This is a genomic window from Bifidobacterium sp. ESL0775 (assembly GCF_029395475.1).
Taxonomy (GTDB): Bacteria; Actinomycetota; Actinomycetes; order Actinomycetales; family Bifidobacteriaceae; genus Bifidobacterium.
The window spans coordinates 1,372,459-1,391,111 of the sequence record NZ_CP113917.1; the positions used below are offsets into that span (position 1 = coordinate 1,372,459).

At 58.7% G+C, this 18,653-nt stretch carries 17 protein-coding genes; 5 read left to right on the top strand and 12 right to left on the bottom strand.

Going from position 1 to position 18,653, the window contains the following annotated elements; translation table 11 throughout:
- Positions 1-7 precede the first annotated feature (7 nt).
- From OZX73_RS05065 to aroC, 3 genes are all read right to left on the bottom strand, one after another.
- On the bottom strand, positions 8-454 hold the full coding sequence (locus tag OZX73_RS05065; RefSeq protein WP_277148148.1) for a type II 3-dehydroquinate dehydratase: 447 nt from the start codon (positions 452-454) through the stop codon (positions 8-10).
- A gap of 119 nt (positions 455-573) precedes the next feature.
- Complete coding sequence (locus OZX73_RS05070) at positions 574-2,199, bottom strand: bifunctional shikimate kinase/3-dehydroquinate synthase (RefSeq protein WP_277148150.1); 1,626 nt, start codon at positions 2,197-2,199, stop codon at positions 574-576.
- 94 nt (positions 2,200-2,293) lie between these two features.
- Positions 2,294-3,478, bottom strand: a complete 1,185-nt coding sequence (gene aroC / locus OZX73_RS05075; RefSeq protein ID WP_277148152.1) for a chorismate synthase — start codon at positions 3,476-3,478, stop codon at positions 2,294-2,296.
- Positions 3,479-3,601: 123 nt separating this feature from the next.
- Between aroC and OZX73_RS05080 the strand changes: the two genes are divergently transcribed.
- On the top strand, positions 3,602-4,066 hold the full coding sequence (locus OZX73_RS05080) for a prepilin peptidase (protein WP_277148154.1): 465 nt from the start codon (positions 3,602-3,604) through the stop codon (positions 4,064-4,066).
- Between the two features lie 353 nt (positions 4,067-4,419).
- On the opposite strand, the gene mltG is transcribed toward OZX73_RS05080, so the two are convergent.
- The 6 genes from mltG to OZX73_RS05110 form a co-directional block, all read right to left on the bottom strand.
- Complete coding sequence (mltG, locus tag OZX73_RS05085) at positions 4,420-5,604, bottom strand: endolytic transglycosylase MltG (protein ID WP_277148156.1); 1,185 nt, start codon at positions 5,602-5,604, stop codon at positions 4,420-4,422.
- 24 nt (positions 5,605-5,628) lie between these two features.
- On the bottom strand, positions 5,629-6,084 hold the full coding sequence (gene ruvX / locus OZX73_RS05090; protein WP_277148158.1) for a Holliday junction resolvase RuvX: 456 nt from the start codon (positions 6,082-6,084) through the stop codon (positions 5,629-5,631).
- 8 nt (positions 6,085-6,092) lie between these two features.
- Complete coding sequence (gene alaS / locus OZX73_RS05095; protein ID WP_277148160.1) at positions 6,093-8,774, bottom strand: alanine--tRNA ligase; 2,682 nt, start codon at positions 8,772-8,774, stop codon at positions 6,093-6,095.
- A gap of 209 nt (positions 8,775-8,983) precedes the next feature.
- Positions 8,984-9,220: a hypothetical protein gene (locus tag OZX73_RS05100; RefSeq protein WP_277148161.1), complete on the bottom strand. Its 237-nt coding sequence runs from the start codon at positions 9,218-9,220 to the stop codon at positions 8,984-8,986.
- Positions 9,221-9,222: 2 nt separating this feature from the next.
- Positions 9,223-9,648: a DUF948 domain-containing protein gene (locus tag OZX73_RS05105; RefSeq protein WP_277148163.1), complete on the bottom strand. Its 426-nt coding sequence runs from the start codon at positions 9,646-9,648 to the stop codon at positions 9,223-9,225.
- 86 nt (positions 9,649-9,734) lie between these two features.
- A complete protein-coding gene (locus tag OZX73_RS05110) occupies positions 9,735-10,409 on the bottom strand; it encodes a histidine phosphatase family protein (protein ID WP_277148164.1) in 675 nt (224 codons plus the stop codon).
- Between the two features lie 387 nt (positions 10,410-10,796).
- Here OZX73_RS05110 and trpX point away from each other — a divergent pair, with 387 nt between their 5' ends.
- Genes trpX through OZX73_RS05125 form a run of 3 tightly spaced genes read left to right on the top strand, consistent with a single transcriptional unit; the run spans position 10,797 to position 13,656 of the window.
- A complete protein-coding gene (trpX, locus tag OZX73_RS05115; protein WP_277148166.1) occupies positions 10,797-11,885 on the top strand; it encodes a tryptophan ABC transporter substrate-binding protein in 1,089 nt (362 codons plus the stop codon).
- Entirely contained in the window at positions 11,882-12,805 is a 924-nt protein-coding gene (locus OZX73_RS05120) for an ABC transporter permease (protein ID WP_277148168.1), read from the top strand. The genes trpX and OZX73_RS05120 overlap by 4 nt, the downstream gene beginning before the upstream one ends.
- A complete protein-coding gene (locus OZX73_RS05125; RefSeq protein WP_277148170.1) occupies positions 12,802-13,656 on the top strand; it encodes an ATP-binding cassette domain-containing protein in 855 nt (284 codons plus the stop codon). The genes OZX73_RS05120 and OZX73_RS05125 overlap by 4 nt, the downstream gene beginning before the upstream one ends.
- A gap of 125 nt (positions 13,657-13,781) precedes the next feature.
- On the opposite strand, the gene rpsD is transcribed toward OZX73_RS05125, so the two are convergent.
- Entirely contained in the window at positions 13,782-14,408 is a 627-nt protein-coding gene (rpsD, locus tag OZX73_RS05130; RefSeq protein WP_277144570.1) for a 30S ribosomal protein S4, read from the bottom strand.
- 264 nt (positions 14,409-14,672) lie between these two features.
- Positions 14,673-17,402 carry a UvrD-helicase domain-containing protein gene (locus OZX73_RS05135; protein WP_277148172.1) on the bottom strand — a complete coding sequence of 910 codons (2,730 nt, stop codon included), beginning with the start codon at positions 17,400-17,402 and terminating at the stop codon, positions 14,673-14,675.
- Positions 17,403-17,757: 355 nt separating this feature from the next.
- Here OZX73_RS05135 and OZX73_RS05140 point away from each other — a divergent pair, with 355 nt between their 5' ends.
- The gene (locus tag OZX73_RS05140; RefSeq protein ID WP_277148174.1) at positions 17,758-18,336 is read left to right on the top strand and encodes a xanthine phosphoribosyltransferase; all 579 of its coding nucleotides are present in this window, start codon (positions 17,758-17,760) and stop codon (positions 18,334-18,336) included.
- 16 nt (positions 18,337-18,352) lie between these two features.
- On the opposite strand, the gene OZX73_RS05145 is transcribed toward OZX73_RS05140, so the two are convergent.
- Complete coding sequence (locus OZX73_RS05145; protein ID WP_277148176.1) at positions 18,353-18,637, bottom strand: hypothetical protein; 285 nt, start codon at positions 18,635-18,637, stop codon at positions 18,353-18,355.
- Between the last annotated feature and the right edge of the window lie 16 nt (positions 18,638-18,653).

The following is an 18,653-nucleotide window of genomic DNA, read 5'->3' on the forward strand; positions in this document are numbered from 1 at the left end:
TTCGTATTTATTGCGCCAACAAATGGGCCACGGCGTCGAGGGCCAGCTTGTAGCCGTAGAAGCCCATTCCGGTGATGGTGCCGGTGGCCACTGGGCTGATGACGCTGTGCTTGCGGAACGAATCGCGCGATGACGGGTTGGAGATGTGCACCTCCATCAGCGGCAGGCCGGCGTCCGTGACCATTTTGGAGGCGTCGGAAAGGCCGTAGCTGTAATGGGTGAAGGCGGCGGGGTTCATCACCACTGGGGTCTGCTCGTCAACGGCCTGATGCATCCAGCCGATGACCTCGGCCTCGTCGTCGGACTGTCGCACCTCAACCTCGAGGCCAAGCGCCTCGCCCCACTCGGCGCAGTCCTTACGCAGGGTTTTGAGGTCCTGATGGCCGTACACGTCCGGTTCACGTACTCCCAGACGCCCGAGATTCGGCCCGTTGACGACGATTACCTTGGTCATTTGTTTGTCCTTTTATTGGGTTTGTTTGAATTGTTCCCAGCACAAGTCGCTTAATAGTTTTTAAGGAACCTTGGTATTGCGCCAATCCTTAAAACCTATCCACCGACTTGTGCGATCGCTCAACTACGAATGCGCTTGAACGCCTCCACCAACGCATCCATCGGCGGATCTTCGAGGTGCATCGGATGGCCGTCACTGTCCAGGATGACGAACCGCAACGTGTTGCCGCGCGCCTTCTTGTCCTTGTGCATCAGCGCGAGCACCGAATCCCAATCGCCGCCGTTCCAGGAAATCGGCAGGCCAAGGGAGGAGAAAATCGAACGATGCAGATTGACGGTCTCCTGGTCAAGATGACCGAGAATATGGGAAAGCTCAGCGGCATAGACGCAACCGACGGCGACCGCGTTGCCGTGACGCCAACGGAAATTCTCGAGTTTCTCGATGGCGTGGGCGAGCGTGTGCCCGTAGTTGAGGAACTCGCGCAGACCGGCCTCCTTCAGATCACTGGAGACGTGATAGGCCTTGACACGGACAGTGCGTTCGATGAGTTCGGCGACCACGTCCTCAAGCGGCGAGCCGAGGAAATCGTCACCATTGAAGTTCTTGAGCTCGTCTGCATGCTCTTGGAGGATGTCAAGGATCTTGGTGTCGCGGATGAACCCGGACTTGGTGACCTCCCCGAGCCCTTCGATAAAAATATCCTGCGGCAATGTCTTGAGCGTCCGCAGGTCGGCAAGCACACCCGCCGGCGTGTAGAACGAGCCGACCAGGTTCTTGCCCTCGTCGGTGTTGATGCCGGTCTTGCCGCCGGTCGAGGCGTCGACCATCGCCAGCAGCGAGGTCGGGCAGTTGACGTAGCGGATGCCGCGCATCCAGGTGGCCGCGATGAAGCCGGCGAGATCGGTCGCGGCTCCCCCACCAAGGCCGACGATGGCGTCGGAACGGGTGAAACCAATCTCCCCGAGCCGCTTCCAAATGGTTTTGGCCACGTCGATGGTCTTGCCTTTTTCCGCGTCGGGAATGACCATGTCATACACTTCATAACCAGCCTGGCGCAACAGGGCACGGGCCTGGTCGGAGTGGCGTTGCACCGGTTGGGTATGGATCAGCGCGACACGCAGCACGTCCGTGCCGATCATTTCGGGCAGACGGTTCAACGTGCCTTCCCCGATGCAGACGTCGTAGGGCTCGATGCCCGAACCGGTGACATGGACGATGCGTTCCTGGATCATATTGCTCAGCTTCCTTGCCGCCACGCGCGGCGTCGAACCATGGGTGTGTACATGCAGATTGGAGATCTCGCGGAAAACGGGATCGCGCTCCTCGTAAAGTTTCAGCCAGCGTTTGTTGGCGTCGCCATTGAGCATCGGCCGGTTGCCGCTGCGCGAGGCGCGTTGCATGGCCTCGTGTTTGTCGGCTTCCAGATAGACCAGTTTGCCGCCCTCGGCGATGTAATCCGCCAGCGCCTCTCGCGTCGATTCCGTCATCGGGGCACCGCCGCCAAGTGCGAGCAGACCATCGAACGAGACCAGCAAGTCCGCGATGACCTCGGCCTCCAGCTTGCGGAACGCAGGTTCCCCGTATTTCTCGAAATACCGGGGAATCTTCATGCCCGCTTCCTGCTCGATCTCGATATCCGCATCGGCGAAATCGACATCGAGCATCTGCGCCGCCTCGCGCCCCACGCGCGTCTTGCCGGCACCGGGCATCCCGATGACGACGGCAAGCGGACGATGACCACTCATGATCGTTGCACCTTGTCTTTCCTTATCAAGCATTTTTTCTATTTTGTCAGGTTCCATCCCAGCCACTCAAATTCGCAGTATCGCAAAGCGCCGATCAGCGCATGTGCTCAGGCCACGAATCAAGATAATTCTGGGCGTTGCGACGCGTCTCCTCGACGCTGTCACCGCCGAATTTCTCAAGCACGAACTTCGCCAGTGTCAGACGCACCATCGCTTCGGCAACGACGGCAGCGGCCGGCACCGCGGTGGTGTCGGAACGTTGGTTGATGGCCTTGGCCTCATCGCCAGTGGCGACATCCACGGTGCGCAACGCACGCGGAATGGAAGGGATCGGCTTCATCGCGGCCCGCACACGAATCGGCTGGCCGTCGGACATGCCGCCTTCGGTGCCGCCGGAGCGGTTGGAATAGCGTTCGATATGGCCGTTGTCGTCCGTGAACATCTCGTCGTGCGCCTCGGAGCCGAACCGATCGGCCTCAAGGAACCCATCACCGACCTCGACGCCCTTCATGGCCTGGATGCCCATCAGTGCGCCGGCCAGCGCGGCATCAAGTCTGCGATCGCTTTCCACATATGTGCCCAATCCCGCAGGAACGCCGTAAGCGATGACCTCCACGACGCCACCAAGCGTGTCAGCGCGGGACTTGGCCTCATCGATTTTGGCCATCATGCGCTTCTCGGCGTCCTTGTCGAGCGTGCGCACCGGCGAAGCGTCAAGCGCCTCAACATCCGCGGGCGTCGGCAGTGTGCTGGTATCGGCCTTTTCGCCACCCAGAGAAACAACGTGGGCAACGGTTCTGATGCCAACGGTTTGTTCCAAGAACTTCGCCGCCACTTCACCCAAAGCCACACGCGAAGCGGTCTCGCGGGCGCTGGAACGCTCGAGCGCGTTTCGGGCGTCATCGAAACCATACTTGCGCATGCCGGTCAGATCGGCATGGCCCGGACGCGGACGGGTCAGCGGCTCGTTGCGTCCTGTCGGCGGCAGTTCATGGTCAAGCGGATCGGCGCTCATCACTTCGGTCCACTTGGGCCATTCGGTGTTGGCGATCTCGATGGTCACCGGTGACCCCAGCGTCTTGCCATGGCGTACGCCGGTCAGCATCCGCACTTTGTCCTGCTCGAATTTCATGCGCGCCCCGCGGCCGTAGCCCAGACGCCGCCGCGCCAGCGCATCCACCACGTCCTGCGAGCGCACCTCCACGCCGGCCGGAAGCCCCTCGATCATCGCGACCAGCGCCTCACCGTGCGACTCCCCCGCCGTCTGCCAACGCAACATACCTACTCCTTGCCGAACCTTGACGAATCGATTCACAAATTCAAACCTCGAAAAATCTTTAATTTTCCACGCTTTCGCGCTTTCCATTCGTCAAATCATGGATTTATCAACTATCTTACCGATATGGCCTACATTGCTGTGCTTCCGAGTCTGATCTGCGGACTGGCGCTTGCCGTCGAAGACATCCGCCGTTTTCGCGTGCCCCGAACATGGGTCGCCCTCGGAGTCCTGATACAACTGGCGGTCTTTCTCGCGCTTGCCCTCATCGAACGCAATCCCGTCAAAGTCCTGCTCCCCCTAGGATATGCGCTACTGTCAGCCGTAATCCAGTTCGTACTCTCCCGCCTGAAGCCCGGTGCCCTAGGATTCGGCGACGTCACCACATCATTCCTCATCGGCCTTGCCATAGGCTCATTCGGCCTGATGCCGTACCTCTACTGGTGGCTGCTCATGGGCGCCCTAGGACTACTCTGGATTCCCCTCTATCCCCAGCTCGCCAAGCTCTCATCCTCTCCCTCGTCAAAAGCCCCGTTCGTCCCGGTAATAGTACCCTCCGCGATTATTGCCGTATTGTTGGCCGCTTTATAATTATTTTGCGTTTCAGTTTCGGGTTTAGTTACGTTTCGTGGTTGGTCGTGGATTGGCGGGATATGTAATGCTTCGGCACCCTCAAGGCCGGTAGGCCAAGCTTTACGCCTCAGCATCACATATCCCGCTAATCCACTCATGTTGCTCAATTACCTTACGAAATTTAGCAAGACCGTTTTCTTTTAATCGTTACATAAGCAGGTTTGGCGGGATATGCGATGTTCTGGCGTAGGCTTGGCCGAACGGCCTTGAGTGTCCAGAACATTGTATATCCCGCCAAACCTGCGACCAACCGCTTATAGCAACTGAAGTACGAAACTGAACCATAGAGGGCAAAAAATATAAAAAACAACTCAGTTGGCGTTGGGGTTTTGGGTCTTGTATTCCTGACGGATCTGGTTGAATTCATCTTGGGTGGCGACGAACTTGGTCTCGCCGGTCTGCAGGTTCGTGGTGACGAAATAGAGCCAATTGCCAGGGGTCGGATTCATCGCGGCCTTGATGGCCTCGTCTCCCGGGGAACTGATTGGCGTGGGCGGCAGACCCTTGTTGATACGTGTGTTATAGGGGTTGGAAGCGTTGTTCAGCATGGCGTTGGTCAGTTGGCTCGCCTTCACATTAACCCCGTAGGCGACGGTGCTATCCATGCCCAAGACCATGCCTTGGTTCAGACGGTTGACGATGACGCGCGCGACCTTGCCGTAGTATTCCGAATGGTTGACTTCAGATTCGGCGATCGAGGCCATGTTGAGGATGGTCTCGCGCTGGGATCCTGTCGGCACCTGCAATTCATTGAGTTTCTCGACACGCTTGTCAACGATCGACTTCAAAATCGACGCAGCGGTGCTGCCCTTCTTTTTGACATCGTAGATGCCTGGCTGCAGCCAGCCTTCGAATTTGCCTCCGGCTTCGGCTGGAAGAATGCCTTGTCCGCCACCGTTGACCACCGCGTCGAACTGTGACTTGTCGATGCCGGAAAGCTGCACCGCCTCGGCTATGATCTCCGAGCTGCGTTCACCGGCCTTGACTTCAAGGAAACCGGTCGCCTTGGTCCGATCGGAGAGGATTTTCACCACGTCGACGGAAGACATGTGTTTTTTGAGCTGGTACATGCCCGGATACAGCGTGCTGTTGTTGGCCGCCACGGTGCTCGCGAACGTATCCGCGTTCTTGACGACGCCGGCTTTGGCCAGATGAGTCCCGATGGAGGCGACACCTTCACCGGTCTCGACGGTGAACCAGACTTTGCCGGTTCCAGGCCCCGGATAATCGGTGGAAACGTTCTGGGAATTGTCATCGAAATGATGGACCACGGCCCTTACACCGAAGAAACCACCACATCCCACGATCAGCACGACAACTGCGACGATGGCCGCGATGGCAAACTGCCGGTGACGCTGGCGACGCTGGCGTTGACGCCGTTGGCGCATCTCGTGACGGGACTTGGGAGGTTTCGGGGGTTGGGCATCAGAAGAGGAGCCGGTGGAATCCACCCACTCGGCGTTCGTGTCGAAAAGCTCATTGAAGTCTTCTGGCATGAATTCCTCTCCGCTTCAGAATCGTCAGTCGCGTTTATCCAAAGCCGACTGAAGGATGACAACCGCCGACTGCTGGTCCACCACCGGCCTGTGTTTTCTGCTCTGAACACTGGCTTGGCTCAATTGGTGGTGCGCGCTCACCGTGGTGAGGCGCTCGTCCTGAAGTACTATTTCAGGAACCTTGTCTATTTTATATTCCCCACTCTGGACGGCAACCTCAAGACGTTTGGAGAGATTGGCCGCCCAACGTCTGGCTTTTTTGGCGCTTTTGCCGGCTTCGCCACTCAACAGCAGCGGCAGTCCCACGACCACCCGATCGATATCGGCATGGTCGTCGATGAAATCCACGACCTCATCGAGCGCTCGGAACGAATCGCCGTTGGCTTGGATGTTGCCTTCCGGGTGTGCGAAGGAGAGCTCAAGGTCGCTCAAAGCCAAGCCGACCCTGGCGTCTCCCAAATCCACGCCCAGCCAAGTCATAGACGGTTTCAGTCCTTGCGCACGGCCTGGCGCAGGGCCTTCAACGCCTCGTCGATCTTGGAGGCATCGGCTCCGCCACCTTGGGCGAAGTCGGGCTTGCCACCGCCACCACCGCCGAGCACCTTGGAAGCCACACGGACGAGGTCACCGGCCTTGAAGCCAGCCTTGCGGGCGTCGTCATTGGTGGCGACGGCGACCATTGGCTTGCCTTGCTCGTTGACACCGGAAAGCGCGATGACCGCGGACTTCTTGTCGCCGATCTTGGCGCGGATATCCATCACGGTCTTGCGCAACGCATCGAAGGAACCGAAATGGCCGACATTCGAAGCGACCAGCTCCACGGGGGCATCCCCATCGGCTTCCGCCTGCGCGATCAAGCCAGGCACCGCGGCCTCGAGCTGGGATTCGTAGAGCACGTTCAAACGCTGGTCGGCCTCCTTGACCTTGGATTCAAGGGCAAGCACGCGGTCACGCAGCTCCTCGGGACGGACCTTGAGCTCATCGGCCAGGCCGGAGACGGTCTTGTGCTGCTCGTCGTTGAATTCGTAGGCCTTCTTGCCCATGAACGCCTCGATACGACGGACGCCGGAACCAACCGAAGACTCGGAGGTGATGACGAATTCGCCGATCTTGCCAGTAGCGTCAAGGTGGGTGCCGCCGCAGAGCTCACGGCTCCACGCGTCCTCACCGATGGTCACCACACGCACACGGTCGCCGTATTTCTCACCGAAGAGGTGCATGGAACCAAGTTTGATGGCGTCCTTGTAATCCATCTCCACCATGGTGACCGGCAGATCGTCGCAGGCGCGCTGGACGACGCGGGCTTCGACCTGGTCGATCTGTTCGCGTGTCATGGCGGTGGGCCACTGGAAGTCAAAGTGCAGGTAATCGGGGGCAACGAGCGAGCCACGCTGGGTCGCCTGCTCGCCGAGCACCTCGCGCAACGCCTTGTGCAGCATGTGCGTGGCGGTGTGGGAACGTGCCAGGCCGCGACGACGCTCCTCGTCGATCGTGGCGTTGACCTTCTCTCCGACGCTGAGCTTGCCTTCGGTGAGCCGGCAACTGTGCACAATCAGATCCTTGATCGGCTTCTGCACGTCGTCGACCTCGAGCACGGCGCCGTCATCGGAAATCATCTCGCCTTCGTCGGCCAGCTGGCCGCCTTGCTCCGCGTAGAACGGAGTGCGGTCGAGCACAATCTCGACGTTGGCCGGCCCTTCGACGCTTTGGACGCTGCCTTTGCCTTCCACGAAGATGCCGAGGATGGTAGAACGGCTGGAATGGTCCTTGTAACCAAGGAATTCAATCGGATTCTTGAGCGTCTTCTTGAAGTCGTCGTACACGCTGACGTCCACGTTGTGACGCTTCTTCAGCGCGTCGGCGCGGGCGCGGGACTTCTGCTCGTCCATCAGCTCCTCGAAGCCCTTCTTATCGACCTTGACACCCTGTTCACCGGCGATCTCAAGCGTGAGCTCGATCGGGAAGCCGTAGGTGTCGTGCAGTGTGAAGGCGTCCTTGCCGGAGACCTCGCCGTTCTCGGACTTCTTGGCCTTCTTGACGGCGGTATCGAGGATGGTCGTGCCGTTTTCAAGCGTGCGCCGGAACGCATCCTCCTCGCCGTAAGCGGCCTCGGAAACGTCGTGGAACGTGTCGTTGAGCTCCGGATAGCTCGGGACCATCGCGTCCTTGGACACGGGGAACAGCGTGGGCAGCACAGGCTCGTTGACACCGAGCATCTTCATCGAGCGCACGGTACGGCGCAGCAGGCGGCGCAGCACATAGCCGCGGCCGACGTTGCTCGGGCGCACGCCGTCGCTCATGATCATCAAAGCCGAACGCACATGGTCGGCCACGACGCGGAAGCGGACATCGGATTCCTGGTCCTCGCCGTACTTGTGGCCGGAGATTTTCTCAGCTGCTTCGATGACGGGATAAATTTCATCGGTTTCGTAAATGTTTTGCTTGCCCTGCAGGAGATAGGCCACACGCTCCAAACCGGCACCGGTATCGATGTTCTTGTGCTCGAGCTCGCCGACGATGTGCAGGTCGGTCTTGGACTTGACGTTGTCTACAGCGTAGTTCTCGAAGACCAAGTCCCAGATCTCGATGTAGCGGTTGTCGTCGGCGCTGGGGCCGCCTTCCTTGCCATACTTCGGGCCGCGGTCGACGTAGATTTCGGAGCACGGGCCGCCAGGGCCGGGGCCGCCGGTGGTCCAGAAGTTGTCTTCCATGCCGAGGATTTCCATGTGCTCGGGGTTCATGCCCTCGTTGACCCACAGGGAGCGCGCCTCGTCGTCATCGGTGTAGGTGGTGACCCACAGCGTGTCCGGATCGAAACCCAGGCCGCCCTCGCTCTGCGGGGTGGTCAGCAGATCCCATGCGTAATGGATGGCCTCGGCCTTGAAGTAGTCGCCGAAGGAGAAGTTGCCGAGCATCTGGAAGAAGGTGCCGTGGCGGGTGGTCTTGCCGACTTCGTCGATGTCAAGGGTGCGCACGCACTTCTGGTTGGAAGTCACACGCCTGCTTGGTGGGGTCTGCTCACCCAAGAGATAAGGAATGAACGGCACCATGCCGGCGATGGTGAACAACGTCGTGGGGTTCGGCGAGATCAAAGACGCCGAAGGAAGAACCAGATGGCCCTGCTTCTCAAAATAGGTTTGGAACCGGCTGGCGATTTCAGAGGTGCGCATGCTTCTTGCTGCTCCTTGCTTCACTCGCAACGCAATGCTGCGATACTGCTTATCAAATGTAAAAACTAAAACGTCACTATTGGAAACCGATGATTCGATTCCATTGTCCCGAAAGATTCATTTAGGAATTCCGGTTAATCGAATTGTTGATGACATTCGCACCAAACAAACGGCTTCGAACTCCCTGTCTCAATCAACAGATCAGCAAGTCAGCCAAGCTTGTCGGCGTATTGGGAGTTGAGTTCCTCTTCGCGGGCGATACGGGTGGCATTGAACTCATCGAACAAACCACGCAACGAACGCTGCATGACATGGTCCTGGTCGGGGCCGAGCACGAACTGACGCGCCTTGTCAGGCGTGTTGGCGCGTACGTAGGCCTCAGCCTTCGATACGGCGACCACTCCGATGACGACACCAAGCGACACCCAGAATATTCGTTTGACCATCGTTACTCCTTGCCGCTTCTGGCCTTGGAGGCCGCCGCCTTGGGCCTACCGGCCTCTCCCGCCGGAGCCGCTCCTTTGTTATCCATGAAGCTTTTCGCGGTGGATTTCAAAGCGTAGAAGGACGACGCCAGCTTGATGACCGGCTTACCCAGGAACGAACCATAAAGGTCGGTCAACGCGCCGATGTTTCCGGCCGTGGTCGAAGCAGCGGAGGAAATCTTGTTGACATCCTCAAGCGACTTGTTGACCTGACGGACCGTGGTCACGCCTTCGTCAAGCGCCGGGATGGCATGGTCGCCGGAATCCTTGACGGTCTGCGCGAGCTGGTCGAACAGCTTGCCCAACCTGACGAGCGGATAAATCAGGAAACCGGCCAGCACAGCGAACGCTATGGCGGCGATGAGCCCTGCGATGTCTCCAATACTCATGTAAGCCTCTTTCCCTTCAAAGCCTTGACGTTTTCACACATATAAAGCCCAAGGTTACCCAACGCCCGCGACGCTGAAGCCTTGGATCATTGATTGTAGGAGACGACCGTCACCGCGCTCCCGATTGGCTTGCTGGTGTCGAAATCAAGCGAGGTGACACTGCCGTTCGCCGGGCGTTCGGAGAGATCGTAGCCCGGGCCCGCGAAACGGTGCATGAGGCTCAGCAACGTGTTGCCGTGCGAGATCTGCAGGACATCGTCGCCGTCCTTGAGCGTGGGGTTCGAGGCGATAAGCGCGAAACCGCCCTCGACACGCTTCCAGTATTCATCGTCGCTTTCGGCGTCGTGGAACGGATCGGCCTCCTTGAGAAAGTCCCTGGTCTCCTTGAGACCATATTTTTCGACGATCTCATTGTAGGTCTTGGCACCGTGCGGGGCCCCGGCGGCCCACCAGGCCACGTTCATGTCCTGGCCTTCGAAATAGCCATAGAACTGCTCGCGGAAGTGCATGTCCGCAATCAATTCCGGGCGCCTGTGCCCAGCCTGCTCGTTGATGTCGAGAATCCGCGCGGCGCTCTGCTCGGCTCGGGTGGTATCGGAACAATACGCGGCGGCGAAATCGAAACCTTCAAGCTTCGCGCCTGCCTTGTCGGCATCGGCCAGTCCGGAGGCCGTCAACGGGGAATTCGACCAACCTTGCAGACGATTGTAACGGTTGTAATAGGTCTGCCCATGGCGGACCAAGTGAAGATGCAACAACATGGCTCCATTATCGCACAGCGCCATGTCTCATGATGCGAGCCGCGGTTCCTTGTTGTTCAGGTGTTCTCCTATCGTTGAACTGTATTTGAAATGCCACGAAAGGAGAAGTCATGATATATCCGTCATCACCGCTCTCGTCGCATTTCGATTGGCGTGGCTGGCGTAGCTAATTCAAGCAATGAAGCAAACCAGAATTTAATATGTGCCTTGCCAGGCGTCATTTATTTGTTGTAAGAATAGAACCTTCGTGGCGAATTCCGCATGTATGAATGTGTCAATCAATGTCAACGTGTGATATCGGCTTGATTCGCTGATATGCCGATACATTGACCATGCACCCCACTTGGCGCAAGGACGGACAATCAATCGAAAGAGCAAGAGAACATCATGAGCAACGACAAACCACAGGCGGCACACGGCAAAGCGCTGACCGCGACCATCATCGTCATCGCCCTCATCCTCGTGGGTGGATTCACCTACGAACTGGGCAGACGCGCCGGCATCAAGGAAGCGACCGGCGGCAAGGCCACCAGCCAGACGGTGCAATCGTCGGCCGCCAAAGGCGGCATGAAACGCGTCGGCATCCTCCAATATGTCAGCCATCCGGCGCTCGACCAGATCCACAAAGGCGTGGTCGACGAGCTCAAAAAGGAAGGCTTCGTTGACGGCAAGAACATACAGATCCTCGACCAGAACGGACAGGCCGACCAAAGCAAGCTCGCCACGATGAGCGAGCAACTGGTCAACAAGAAATCCGATGTGTTGGTCGGCATCGCCACCCCCGCCGCACAGGCACTGGCCAACGCCACAAGCACCACCCCGATCGTGCTCGGCGCGGTCACCGATCCCGTCGCCGCAGGGTTGGTGAAGGACATGAAGGCCCCTGGAAAGAACATCACCGGCGTTTCCGACCAGCCGCCGGTCGCCGCGGAAATCAAGCTCGGCAAGCAGCTGATGCCACAGGCCAAGACGGTCGGCATGCTTTACTCCTCCACCGAGGACAATTCCAAGTCGCAGGTCGAGACCGCCACCAAGGCGGCCACGGAACTCGGGCTGCAGGTCAAGAAGTTCGCGGTGCCGTCCAGCAACGAGATCGCCCAGACCGTGCAGGTGATGAGCGACCAGTGCGACTTCATCTACACCCCGCTTGACAACACCATCGCCAACGCCATGCCCACCGTGACGCAGGAAGCCAACAAGAAGAAGCGGCCGGTGATCAATTCCGTAGACACGATGGTCAAGCAGGGCGGACTGGCCACCATCGGCGTCAACCAATACCAGCTGGGGATCCAGACCGGCAAGATGGCGGCGAACATCCTCAAAGGCAAGAGCAAGCCGGCCACCACCCCCGTCTACACCTTCACCACCGGCGACACGATCATCAACAAGGAGCAGGCGCAGCTGCTCGGCATCACCATCCCCGACGACCTGATGAAGAACGCGAAACTCGTCAGCACGGAGGTCGGCAAGCAATGATTATCTCATCGATCGGCCAGGGCATGCTCTGGAGCATGCTCGGCCTCGGCATCTTCATGACCTACCGTATTTTGGGCTTCCCCGATATGACGACGGAAGGCTCGTTCCCGCTGGGAGGTGCGGTGTGCGTCGCGGCGATCACCGCTGGCGTCAACCCGTTCCTCGCCACCCTGCTCGGCGTTCTGGCCGGCATGTGCGCGGGTCTGGTGACCGGTCTGCTCTATACGAAAGGCAAGATTCCCGTCGTGCTCGCCGGCATTCTGGTGATGTCCGCACTGAATTCCGTGATGCTCTTCGTCATGAAATCGCCGAACCTTTCGCTGCTGAACCTTCCGAAAATCCAGGACGTCTTTATTCCGCTGAACCTGCCGGAAAACTACGACACCGTTTTCATCGGGCTCCTGGCCGTGGCCATCGTCATCGGGCTGATGTCGCTGTTCTTCAACACCGAGTTCGGGCAGGCCTACATCGCCACCGGCGACAACGAATCGATGGCCAAATCGCTTGGCATTCACACCGAGCGTATGACAAACGTAGGCCTCATGCTTTCCAACGGGCTGATCGCGCTTTCCGGAGCGCTCATCTCACAGCATGACGGCTACGCCGACGTGAGCAAGGGCGTGGGCACCATCGTCATCGGCCTCTCCTCCATCATCATCGGCGAGGTCCTGTTCGGCGAGCTCTCCTTCTTCCAGCGCATGCTCGCCACCGTGGTCGGCAGCATCATCTACCAGCTGCTGATTCTGCTGGTCATTCGGCTCGGCTTCGACACCACGTATCTCAAGTTCTTCTCGGCCGTCGTGCTCTCGCTGTGCATGCTTATCCCGCAGTTCAAACGAGCGCTGCACCTGACCACAGGATTCGAAAAGTACTTCAAGAAGAACGACGTTGTGCAGGCCAGCGGAAAGGTGAAGGCATGAAGGACGAAACCATGAAAAAGCCAGATGAAACTGCATCCGCACCGACGGCCAGCACTGTCGAAATGAAGGAAGCGGGCAATCCGAAGGACATCCGCCTGGCGGTCGAGCACTGCTCTGTGGTCGTCGACAATGGAATGGATGACACTAAGGAGATTCTGAGCGACGCCAACCTCGCAGTGAAACCCGGCGATTTCATCACCGTGCTCGGCGGCAACGGCGCAGGCAAAAGCACCCTGTTCAATGTCATCGCCGGCGGCATCCATCCCACGAAAGGGCGCGTGCTGCTCAATGGTGAGGACGTCACCTCGACCACTCAGGAGACACGCGCGAAATACATTGCCCGCGTCTTCCAGGATCCGAAAATGGGAACGGCCCCACGTATGACGGTAGCGGAGAACCTGCTGCTGGCCACCCGACGTGGACAGCCTCGTCGCTTCAAAATGCGCGAGATGGCCGCCAACCACGACCGGTTTTACGAGTTGTGCAAGGGCATCGGAAACGGGCTTGAGGAGCATCTGAACACTCCCGCCGGCAACCTTTCCGGTGGCCAGCGTCAGGCGCTGAGTCTCATCATGGCGACCATCACCAAACCCGATCTGCTGCTGCTTGACGAGCACACGGCAGCCCTTGACCCGAAGACATCCAAACAGCTCATGGCCATCACTGCGAGCACCATCACCGAACAGCACCTGACCTGTCTGATGATCACGCACCGTCTCGATGATGCCCTCAAATACGGCAACCGGCTTATCGTGCTGCAAAAAGGCCAGATCGTCCGCGATCTGAACGCCGCGCAAAAGAAGAAACTGACGATGAGCGATTTGCTTGAGTTCTTCGAGGATGGGTTCTAAATACACGAAGCGTTTTCCGACAGGAATCAAACCGAAGAAAACATCCTCGACAACGCCAAGGGCCCTGTGAGCTTGAAACTCACAGGGCCCTTGCGGTATGTCCTAAAAGGAATGGGATTCAGAAATCAGCGAGCGTAGAACTCGACGACGTACTGAATGTTGACCTCGACCGGAATCTCTTTGGTTTCCGGCTTGCGGGTGAGAGTCGCCTTGAGCGAGGCGAGGTTGACGTCCAGGTATCCGGGGACGGCGGGCAGCACATCGCGGTGCACGCCCTCAGCGGCGATCTGGAAGGGAACCATGGTCTGGCTCTTCGGCTTGACCTGGATGGTCTGGCCGGGCTTGACGCGGTAGGACGGACGGTCCACCACGTTGCCGTCGACCATGATGTGACGGTGCACGACATACTGGCGTGCCTGGGCGGTCGTGCGGGCGAAGCCTGCGCGAAGCACCAGAGCGTCGAGACGGGTCTCGAGATCGACGAGCATTGCATCGCCGGTCTGGCCCTTGGTGTGGGTACCCTTTTCATAAGCTGCACGAAGCTGCTTCTCGGAGACGCCGTACTGGGCGCGCAGACGCTGCTTCTCGCGCAGACGAACCGCATAATCGGATTCGGTGCGGCGACGCGTGCGGCCATGCTCACCAGGAGCGTACGGACGCTTCTCGAAGATGCGCTGAGCCTTGGGGGTCAGTGCGATGCCGAGGGCACGCGAAAGGCGCACCTGACGGCGAGAACGCTGAATGTTGGTCATTGCATTGTTCCTTTGTATTCTGTCGTTATCTGAACGGAACGCGGAATCGCGAGAAACCGCGCTGAGCCGGGCCTCTCCAGTGCTTCATGGCGCCAAGTGCCAACGACCTTCATCACTTGCATGAGAAAGCCGCCGACCCACTGATGGGCTAAGACTCCAGATAATGCCCGCCTTATGGCAGACACAAAGTTTTATTGTACTCGCAGACCGTGGACGAAGCCAAGTGTTCCAGCCTATCGTTCACAACCATGGAAACTGGTTCATTCACAACTTTTCGATCGGGGCGACGCGGAGCATCAGGCGCTTGACGCCGTCAGAGCCGAAGTCGACGGTGATGATCGAGTTGCGGCCTTTGTCCTGGGTGTCGATGACCGTGCCCAGACCGTACTGGTCGTGGGTGATCTTGTCACCGATGCTGAAATCGGAGATATCGAGCTTGTTGTCCTTCTTGAGAGATGAGGCCGGAACCGAACGTGACGCGGATTTAGCAGTGGAGCGACGGGTAGTCACCTTGCCCCCGCGAGTATGGGAGCCGGAAGAGTACGAGGACGAACCATAGCCGGAGTGCGAGCCAAATGATGAGCCGCTGGAAGAACGCGAACCGTACCCTGAACGCGATGAAGAGCCGCGGTAGCTGGAACCCGCGCCGTATAAGGAATGGGAGCCTGAGCGCGAACCTTGCGACGAACCCGAGCGTGAGCCATACGATGAGCCATAACCGGAACGCGAACCATACGATGAGCCATAGCTGGAACGACCGGAACCGCGCGAACCACCGTATGAAGACGACCCCGAAGCTCCGAACGCTGAACCGGATGAGAAATCATCATCATCGTCCCAACCACCAAATTCGTCATCGAAGTCATTGTCTCCACCTGAGCTCCAGCCGGAATGCATGCGCTCGACACCAGCCTCGCGGCGCTTCCAGTCGATGAGCTCGTCGGGAATCTCGTCAAGGAACTGGCTAGGCATCATGTCGGCGGTCTGCCCCCACTGCGAGCGAACTGCCGCACGGGTGACGTAGAGCCGTTGCTTGGCGCGGGTAATGCCCACGTAGGCCAAACGCCGTTCCTCGCTCAACTCCTGCTCGTCCTCAAGCGAGCGCGAGTGCGGGAACGTGCCCTGCTCCATGCCGGTGAGGAACACGACCGGATACTCAAGGCCCTTGGCCGTATGCAAAGTCATCAGCGTGACCTTGCCTGTGTCCTCCCCCTCGCTGGGCAGCTGGTCGGAATCCGCGACCAACGCCGTGGTCTCGAGGAATCCGGCAAGAGTGGCGTCCGGTGTCTTCTGCTCGAACTCGGCGGCGACGGACTGCAACTGAGAAAGGTTCTCGACGCGCGACTCATCCTGCGGGTCGGTGGAACGCTGCAGTTCCTCAAGCAATCCGGATTTGCCAAGCACTTCCGCCACGATCTCGGAGGGTTTGGAGTCATGGTCGGCGGCGAACTGCATCAGCCCGCGCATCAGGTCGCGGAACTCTTCGAGCATCTTGCGGGTGCGTGTGGGCAAATCGGGGATTTCGTCCATGTGCTCGATGCCGCCCCAGAACGGTACGTTATGGGCCTCGGCATAACCGGCGACCATGGATTCGGCACGCGCTCCGAGCCCACGCTTGGGCGTGTTCATGATGCGGCGCATGTTGACGCTGTCGGCAGGGTTGGTGATGGCCTGCAGATAGGCGATGGCGTCCTTGACCTCTCGGCGCTCATAGAATTTCGTGCCGCCGACGAGCTGGTACGGGATGCCTGCGTTGATCAGCGCCTCCTCAAGCGCCCTTGACTGCGCGTTGGCGCGGTACATGATGGCCATGTCGGAATAGCGGTACCCGTTCTCGCTCCTGAGGTTGGCGATCTCATTGGCGATCCACGCGCCCTCTTGCTGGGCGTTATCGGCCGCATACCCCACAATCGGCTCCCCTTTGCCGAGCGAGGTCCAGAGCTTCTTGGGCTTGCGGCCGGTGTTCTTGGAGATGACGGCGTTGGCGGCGTCGAGGATGGTCTGCGTGGAGCGGTAGTTCTGCTCCAGCATGATGGTCAGGGCACCCGGGAAGTCCTTTTCGAAGTCCTGGATATTGCTGATATCGGCGCCACGGAAAGCATAGATGGACTGGTCGGAATCGCCCACGACGGTGACCCACGCCGGCCCCTCGCGGCCTGCGGTGGGCTGGTTCGGCACCTCGCCGCCACCCTGCTTGTCGTCGATGCCGGACAGCTCGCGCACCAGCTGGTACTGGGCGTGGTTGGTGTCCTGGTATTCGTCGACCAGGATGTAGCGGAACTTGTGGTGGTAATAATCCGCCACCTCGGGATGATCATGCAGCAATTCGACGGTGCGCACGATCAGATCGTCGAAATCGACCGCATTGGCCGCTGCGAGCCGGTATTGGTATTCAGCATAGACCACGGCGTAAAGCGCCTCTGCGTTGTCATAGCGTCCCAGCTGGTAGCCCTGCTGGCCCGGCGTGTAATCAGGTGCGTAGGTCTTGAGCAGTTCCTTCCAGCCAACGAGCTTGTTCTTGTAATCGGAAATCTGGCCGAGGATGGCCCGCGGCGTATAGCGTTTCAGATCGATGTTGAGGCTGGTGCCGATGAGCTTGATGAGCCTTTGGCTGTCGGCGGTGTCGTAGATGGAGAAGCCGGAATTGAGGCCGATGGCCTGGCCATCACGACGAAGGATACGCACGCAGGCGGAATGGAAGGTCGAGATCCACATACGTTCCGCCACTGGGCCAATCAAGGTCTCCAGGCGCTCCCGCATCTCGGCGGCCGCTTTGTTGGTGAAGGTGATGGCCAGGATCTGGCTTGGCCAGGCCCCGAATTGCGAAAGGATCCAGGCGACGCGCCTGGTGAGCACACGCGTCTTGCCCGACCCTGCACCCGCGCCGATGAGCAGCGCCGGCCCACGATACCGCACCGCCTTCGCCTGCTGCTCGTTGAGATCGCCGACCAGTTCCTCGGCGCTTCGTGCAATCAAATCCGGATCCTGTGCCACACCTGTTCCCTTCAAAAAGCCATCGTGCGGGCGCCCTCGTACAGGTCCACGCCCGTGCCATAGGTCTTTATTTCTATCACATCCAGTTGTCATCAAAACGATAATCGGACACTCCATTACTCGCCATTATTGCCGGACCGTTCATGGAAAATCTTGAAACCGCCGAGTCAATGGAAGAGCGATAACGTCATCGTGCGTGTCGTTTTTTCATAAAAATAATGAATATAAATCAAATTGATTGCTTTTTCTAGACATTCCTTATGAACGTCACCGCCCGAGATTATGCTCTTAGACCATATATACGCGTTGCAGGGGCATCGACGTAACGACCTACCGACGGAAACGAGAGGATGACATGAAGGAACTTGAAGACAGGATTCGTCGGGACGGAACCGTGAAGCCGGGCGACGTGCTCAAGGTCGATGCCTTTTTGAACCACCAGTGCGACGTCACGCTCTTCGATCACATGGGAGCGGAATGGGCTCGCATCTTCGCCGGCAAAAAAATCGACAAGATCCTCACCATCGAGGCCAGCGGCATCGGCATCGCCTGCATCGCGGCCCAGCACTTCAACAACGTCCCGGTCGTCTTCGCCAAGAAATCGCAATCCATCAACCTCGACGGCGACCAGTACTCCGCACGCGTCTATTCCTACACCAAGCAGAAGGAATTCCCGGTCATCGTCTCCAAGCGCTTCCTTACCCCCGGCGAACATGTTCTCCTGATCGACGACTTTCTCGCCAACGGCAAGGCCATGCACGGATTGATCGACATCTGCAACGAGGCGGGGGTCATTATCGAAGGTATCGGCATCGCCATCGAAAAGGGCTTCCAGCGCGGCGGCAAGGAACTGCGAGAGGCTGGCTACGATGTCGCCTCGCTCGCCGTCGTGAAGGCGATGGACGGCGAAAAAGGCACCATCGAATTCGCTTGAGTTCTTATATTCATTATTAATAATCGTTCAAACCAGAAGCGGCCAATCCGAAAATCTCTTCGGCGGCCGCTTTTGTTATCCGTCCGGATAGTTTTCCCGTTTCACATTCTCCATGACACTGTGCGAGTTCCAGAGCCGCAAACAATCGCAATATCCCCAGGCTGTTCATACCGTAACAAACCGGATCATCCCCGAGAAACACCCACAAAACCAAACTGCCCACTGCCGGGCGTACACTTTTGGCTGTCAGCACTATCTCAATTTCATCAGGAAAAGAGACCCTTTGAGCACTGATCAGCACGGCACCCAGAATGGGG

Bases quoted from the DNA above. Each gene is read 5' to 3' on its own strand.
- OZX73_RS05065 (WP_277148148.1), bottom strand. From the start codon at position 454: ATGACCAAGGTAATCGTCGTCAACGGGCCGAATCTCGGGCGTCTGGGA.
- OZX73_RS05070 (WP_277148150.1), bottom strand. From the start codon at position 2,199: ATGAGTGGTCATCGTCCGCTTGCCGTCGTCATCGGGATGCCCGGTGCC.
- aroC (WP_277148152.1), bottom strand. From the start codon at position 3,478: ATGTTGCGTTGGCAGACGGCGGGGGAGTCGCACGGTGAGGCGCTGGTC.
- OZX73_RS05080 (WP_277148154.1), top strand. From the start codon at position 3,602: ATGGCCTACATTGCTGTGCTTCCGAGTCTGATCTGCGGACTGGCGCTT.
- mltG (WP_277148156.1), bottom strand. From the start codon at position 5,604: ATGCCAGAAGACTTCAATGAGCTTTTCGACACGAACGCCGAGTGGGTG.
- ruvX (WP_277148158.1), bottom strand. From the start codon at position 6,084: ATGACTTGGCTGGGCGTGGATTTGGGAGACGCCAGGGTCGGCTTGGCT.
- alaS (WP_277148160.1), bottom strand. From the start codon at position 8,774: ATGCGCACCTCTGAAATCGCCAGCCGGTTCCAAACCTATTTTGAGAAG.
- OZX73_RS05100 (WP_277148161.1), bottom strand. From the start codon at position 9,220: ATGGTCAAACGAATATTCTGGGTGTCGCTTGGTGTCGTCATCGGAGTG.
- OZX73_RS05105 (WP_277148163.1), bottom strand. From the start codon at position 9,648: ATGAGTATTGGAGACATCGCAGGGCTCATCGCCGCCATAGCGTTCGCT.
- OZX73_RS05110 (WP_277148164.1), bottom strand. From the start codon at position 10,409: ATGTTGTTGCATCTTCACTTGGTCCGCCATGGGCAGACCTATTACAAC.
- trpX (WP_277148166.1), top strand. From the start codon at position 10,797: ATGAGCAACGACAAACCACAGGCGGCACACGGCAAAGCGCTGACCGCG.
- OZX73_RS05120 (WP_277148168.1), top strand. From the start codon at position 11,882: ATGATTATCTCATCGATCGGCCAGGGCATGCTCTGGAGCATGCTCGGC.
- OZX73_RS05125 (WP_277148170.1), top strand. From the start codon at position 12,802: ATGAAGGACGAAACCATGAAAAAGCCAGATGAAACTGCATCCGCACCG.
- rpsD (WP_277144570.1), bottom strand. From the start codon at position 14,408: ATGACCAACATTCAGCGTTCTCGCCGTCAGGTGCGCCTTTCGCGTGCC.
- OZX73_RS05140 (WP_277148174.1), top strand. From the start codon at position 17,758: ATGAAGGAACTTGAAGACAGGATTCGTCGGGACGGAACCGTGAAGCCG.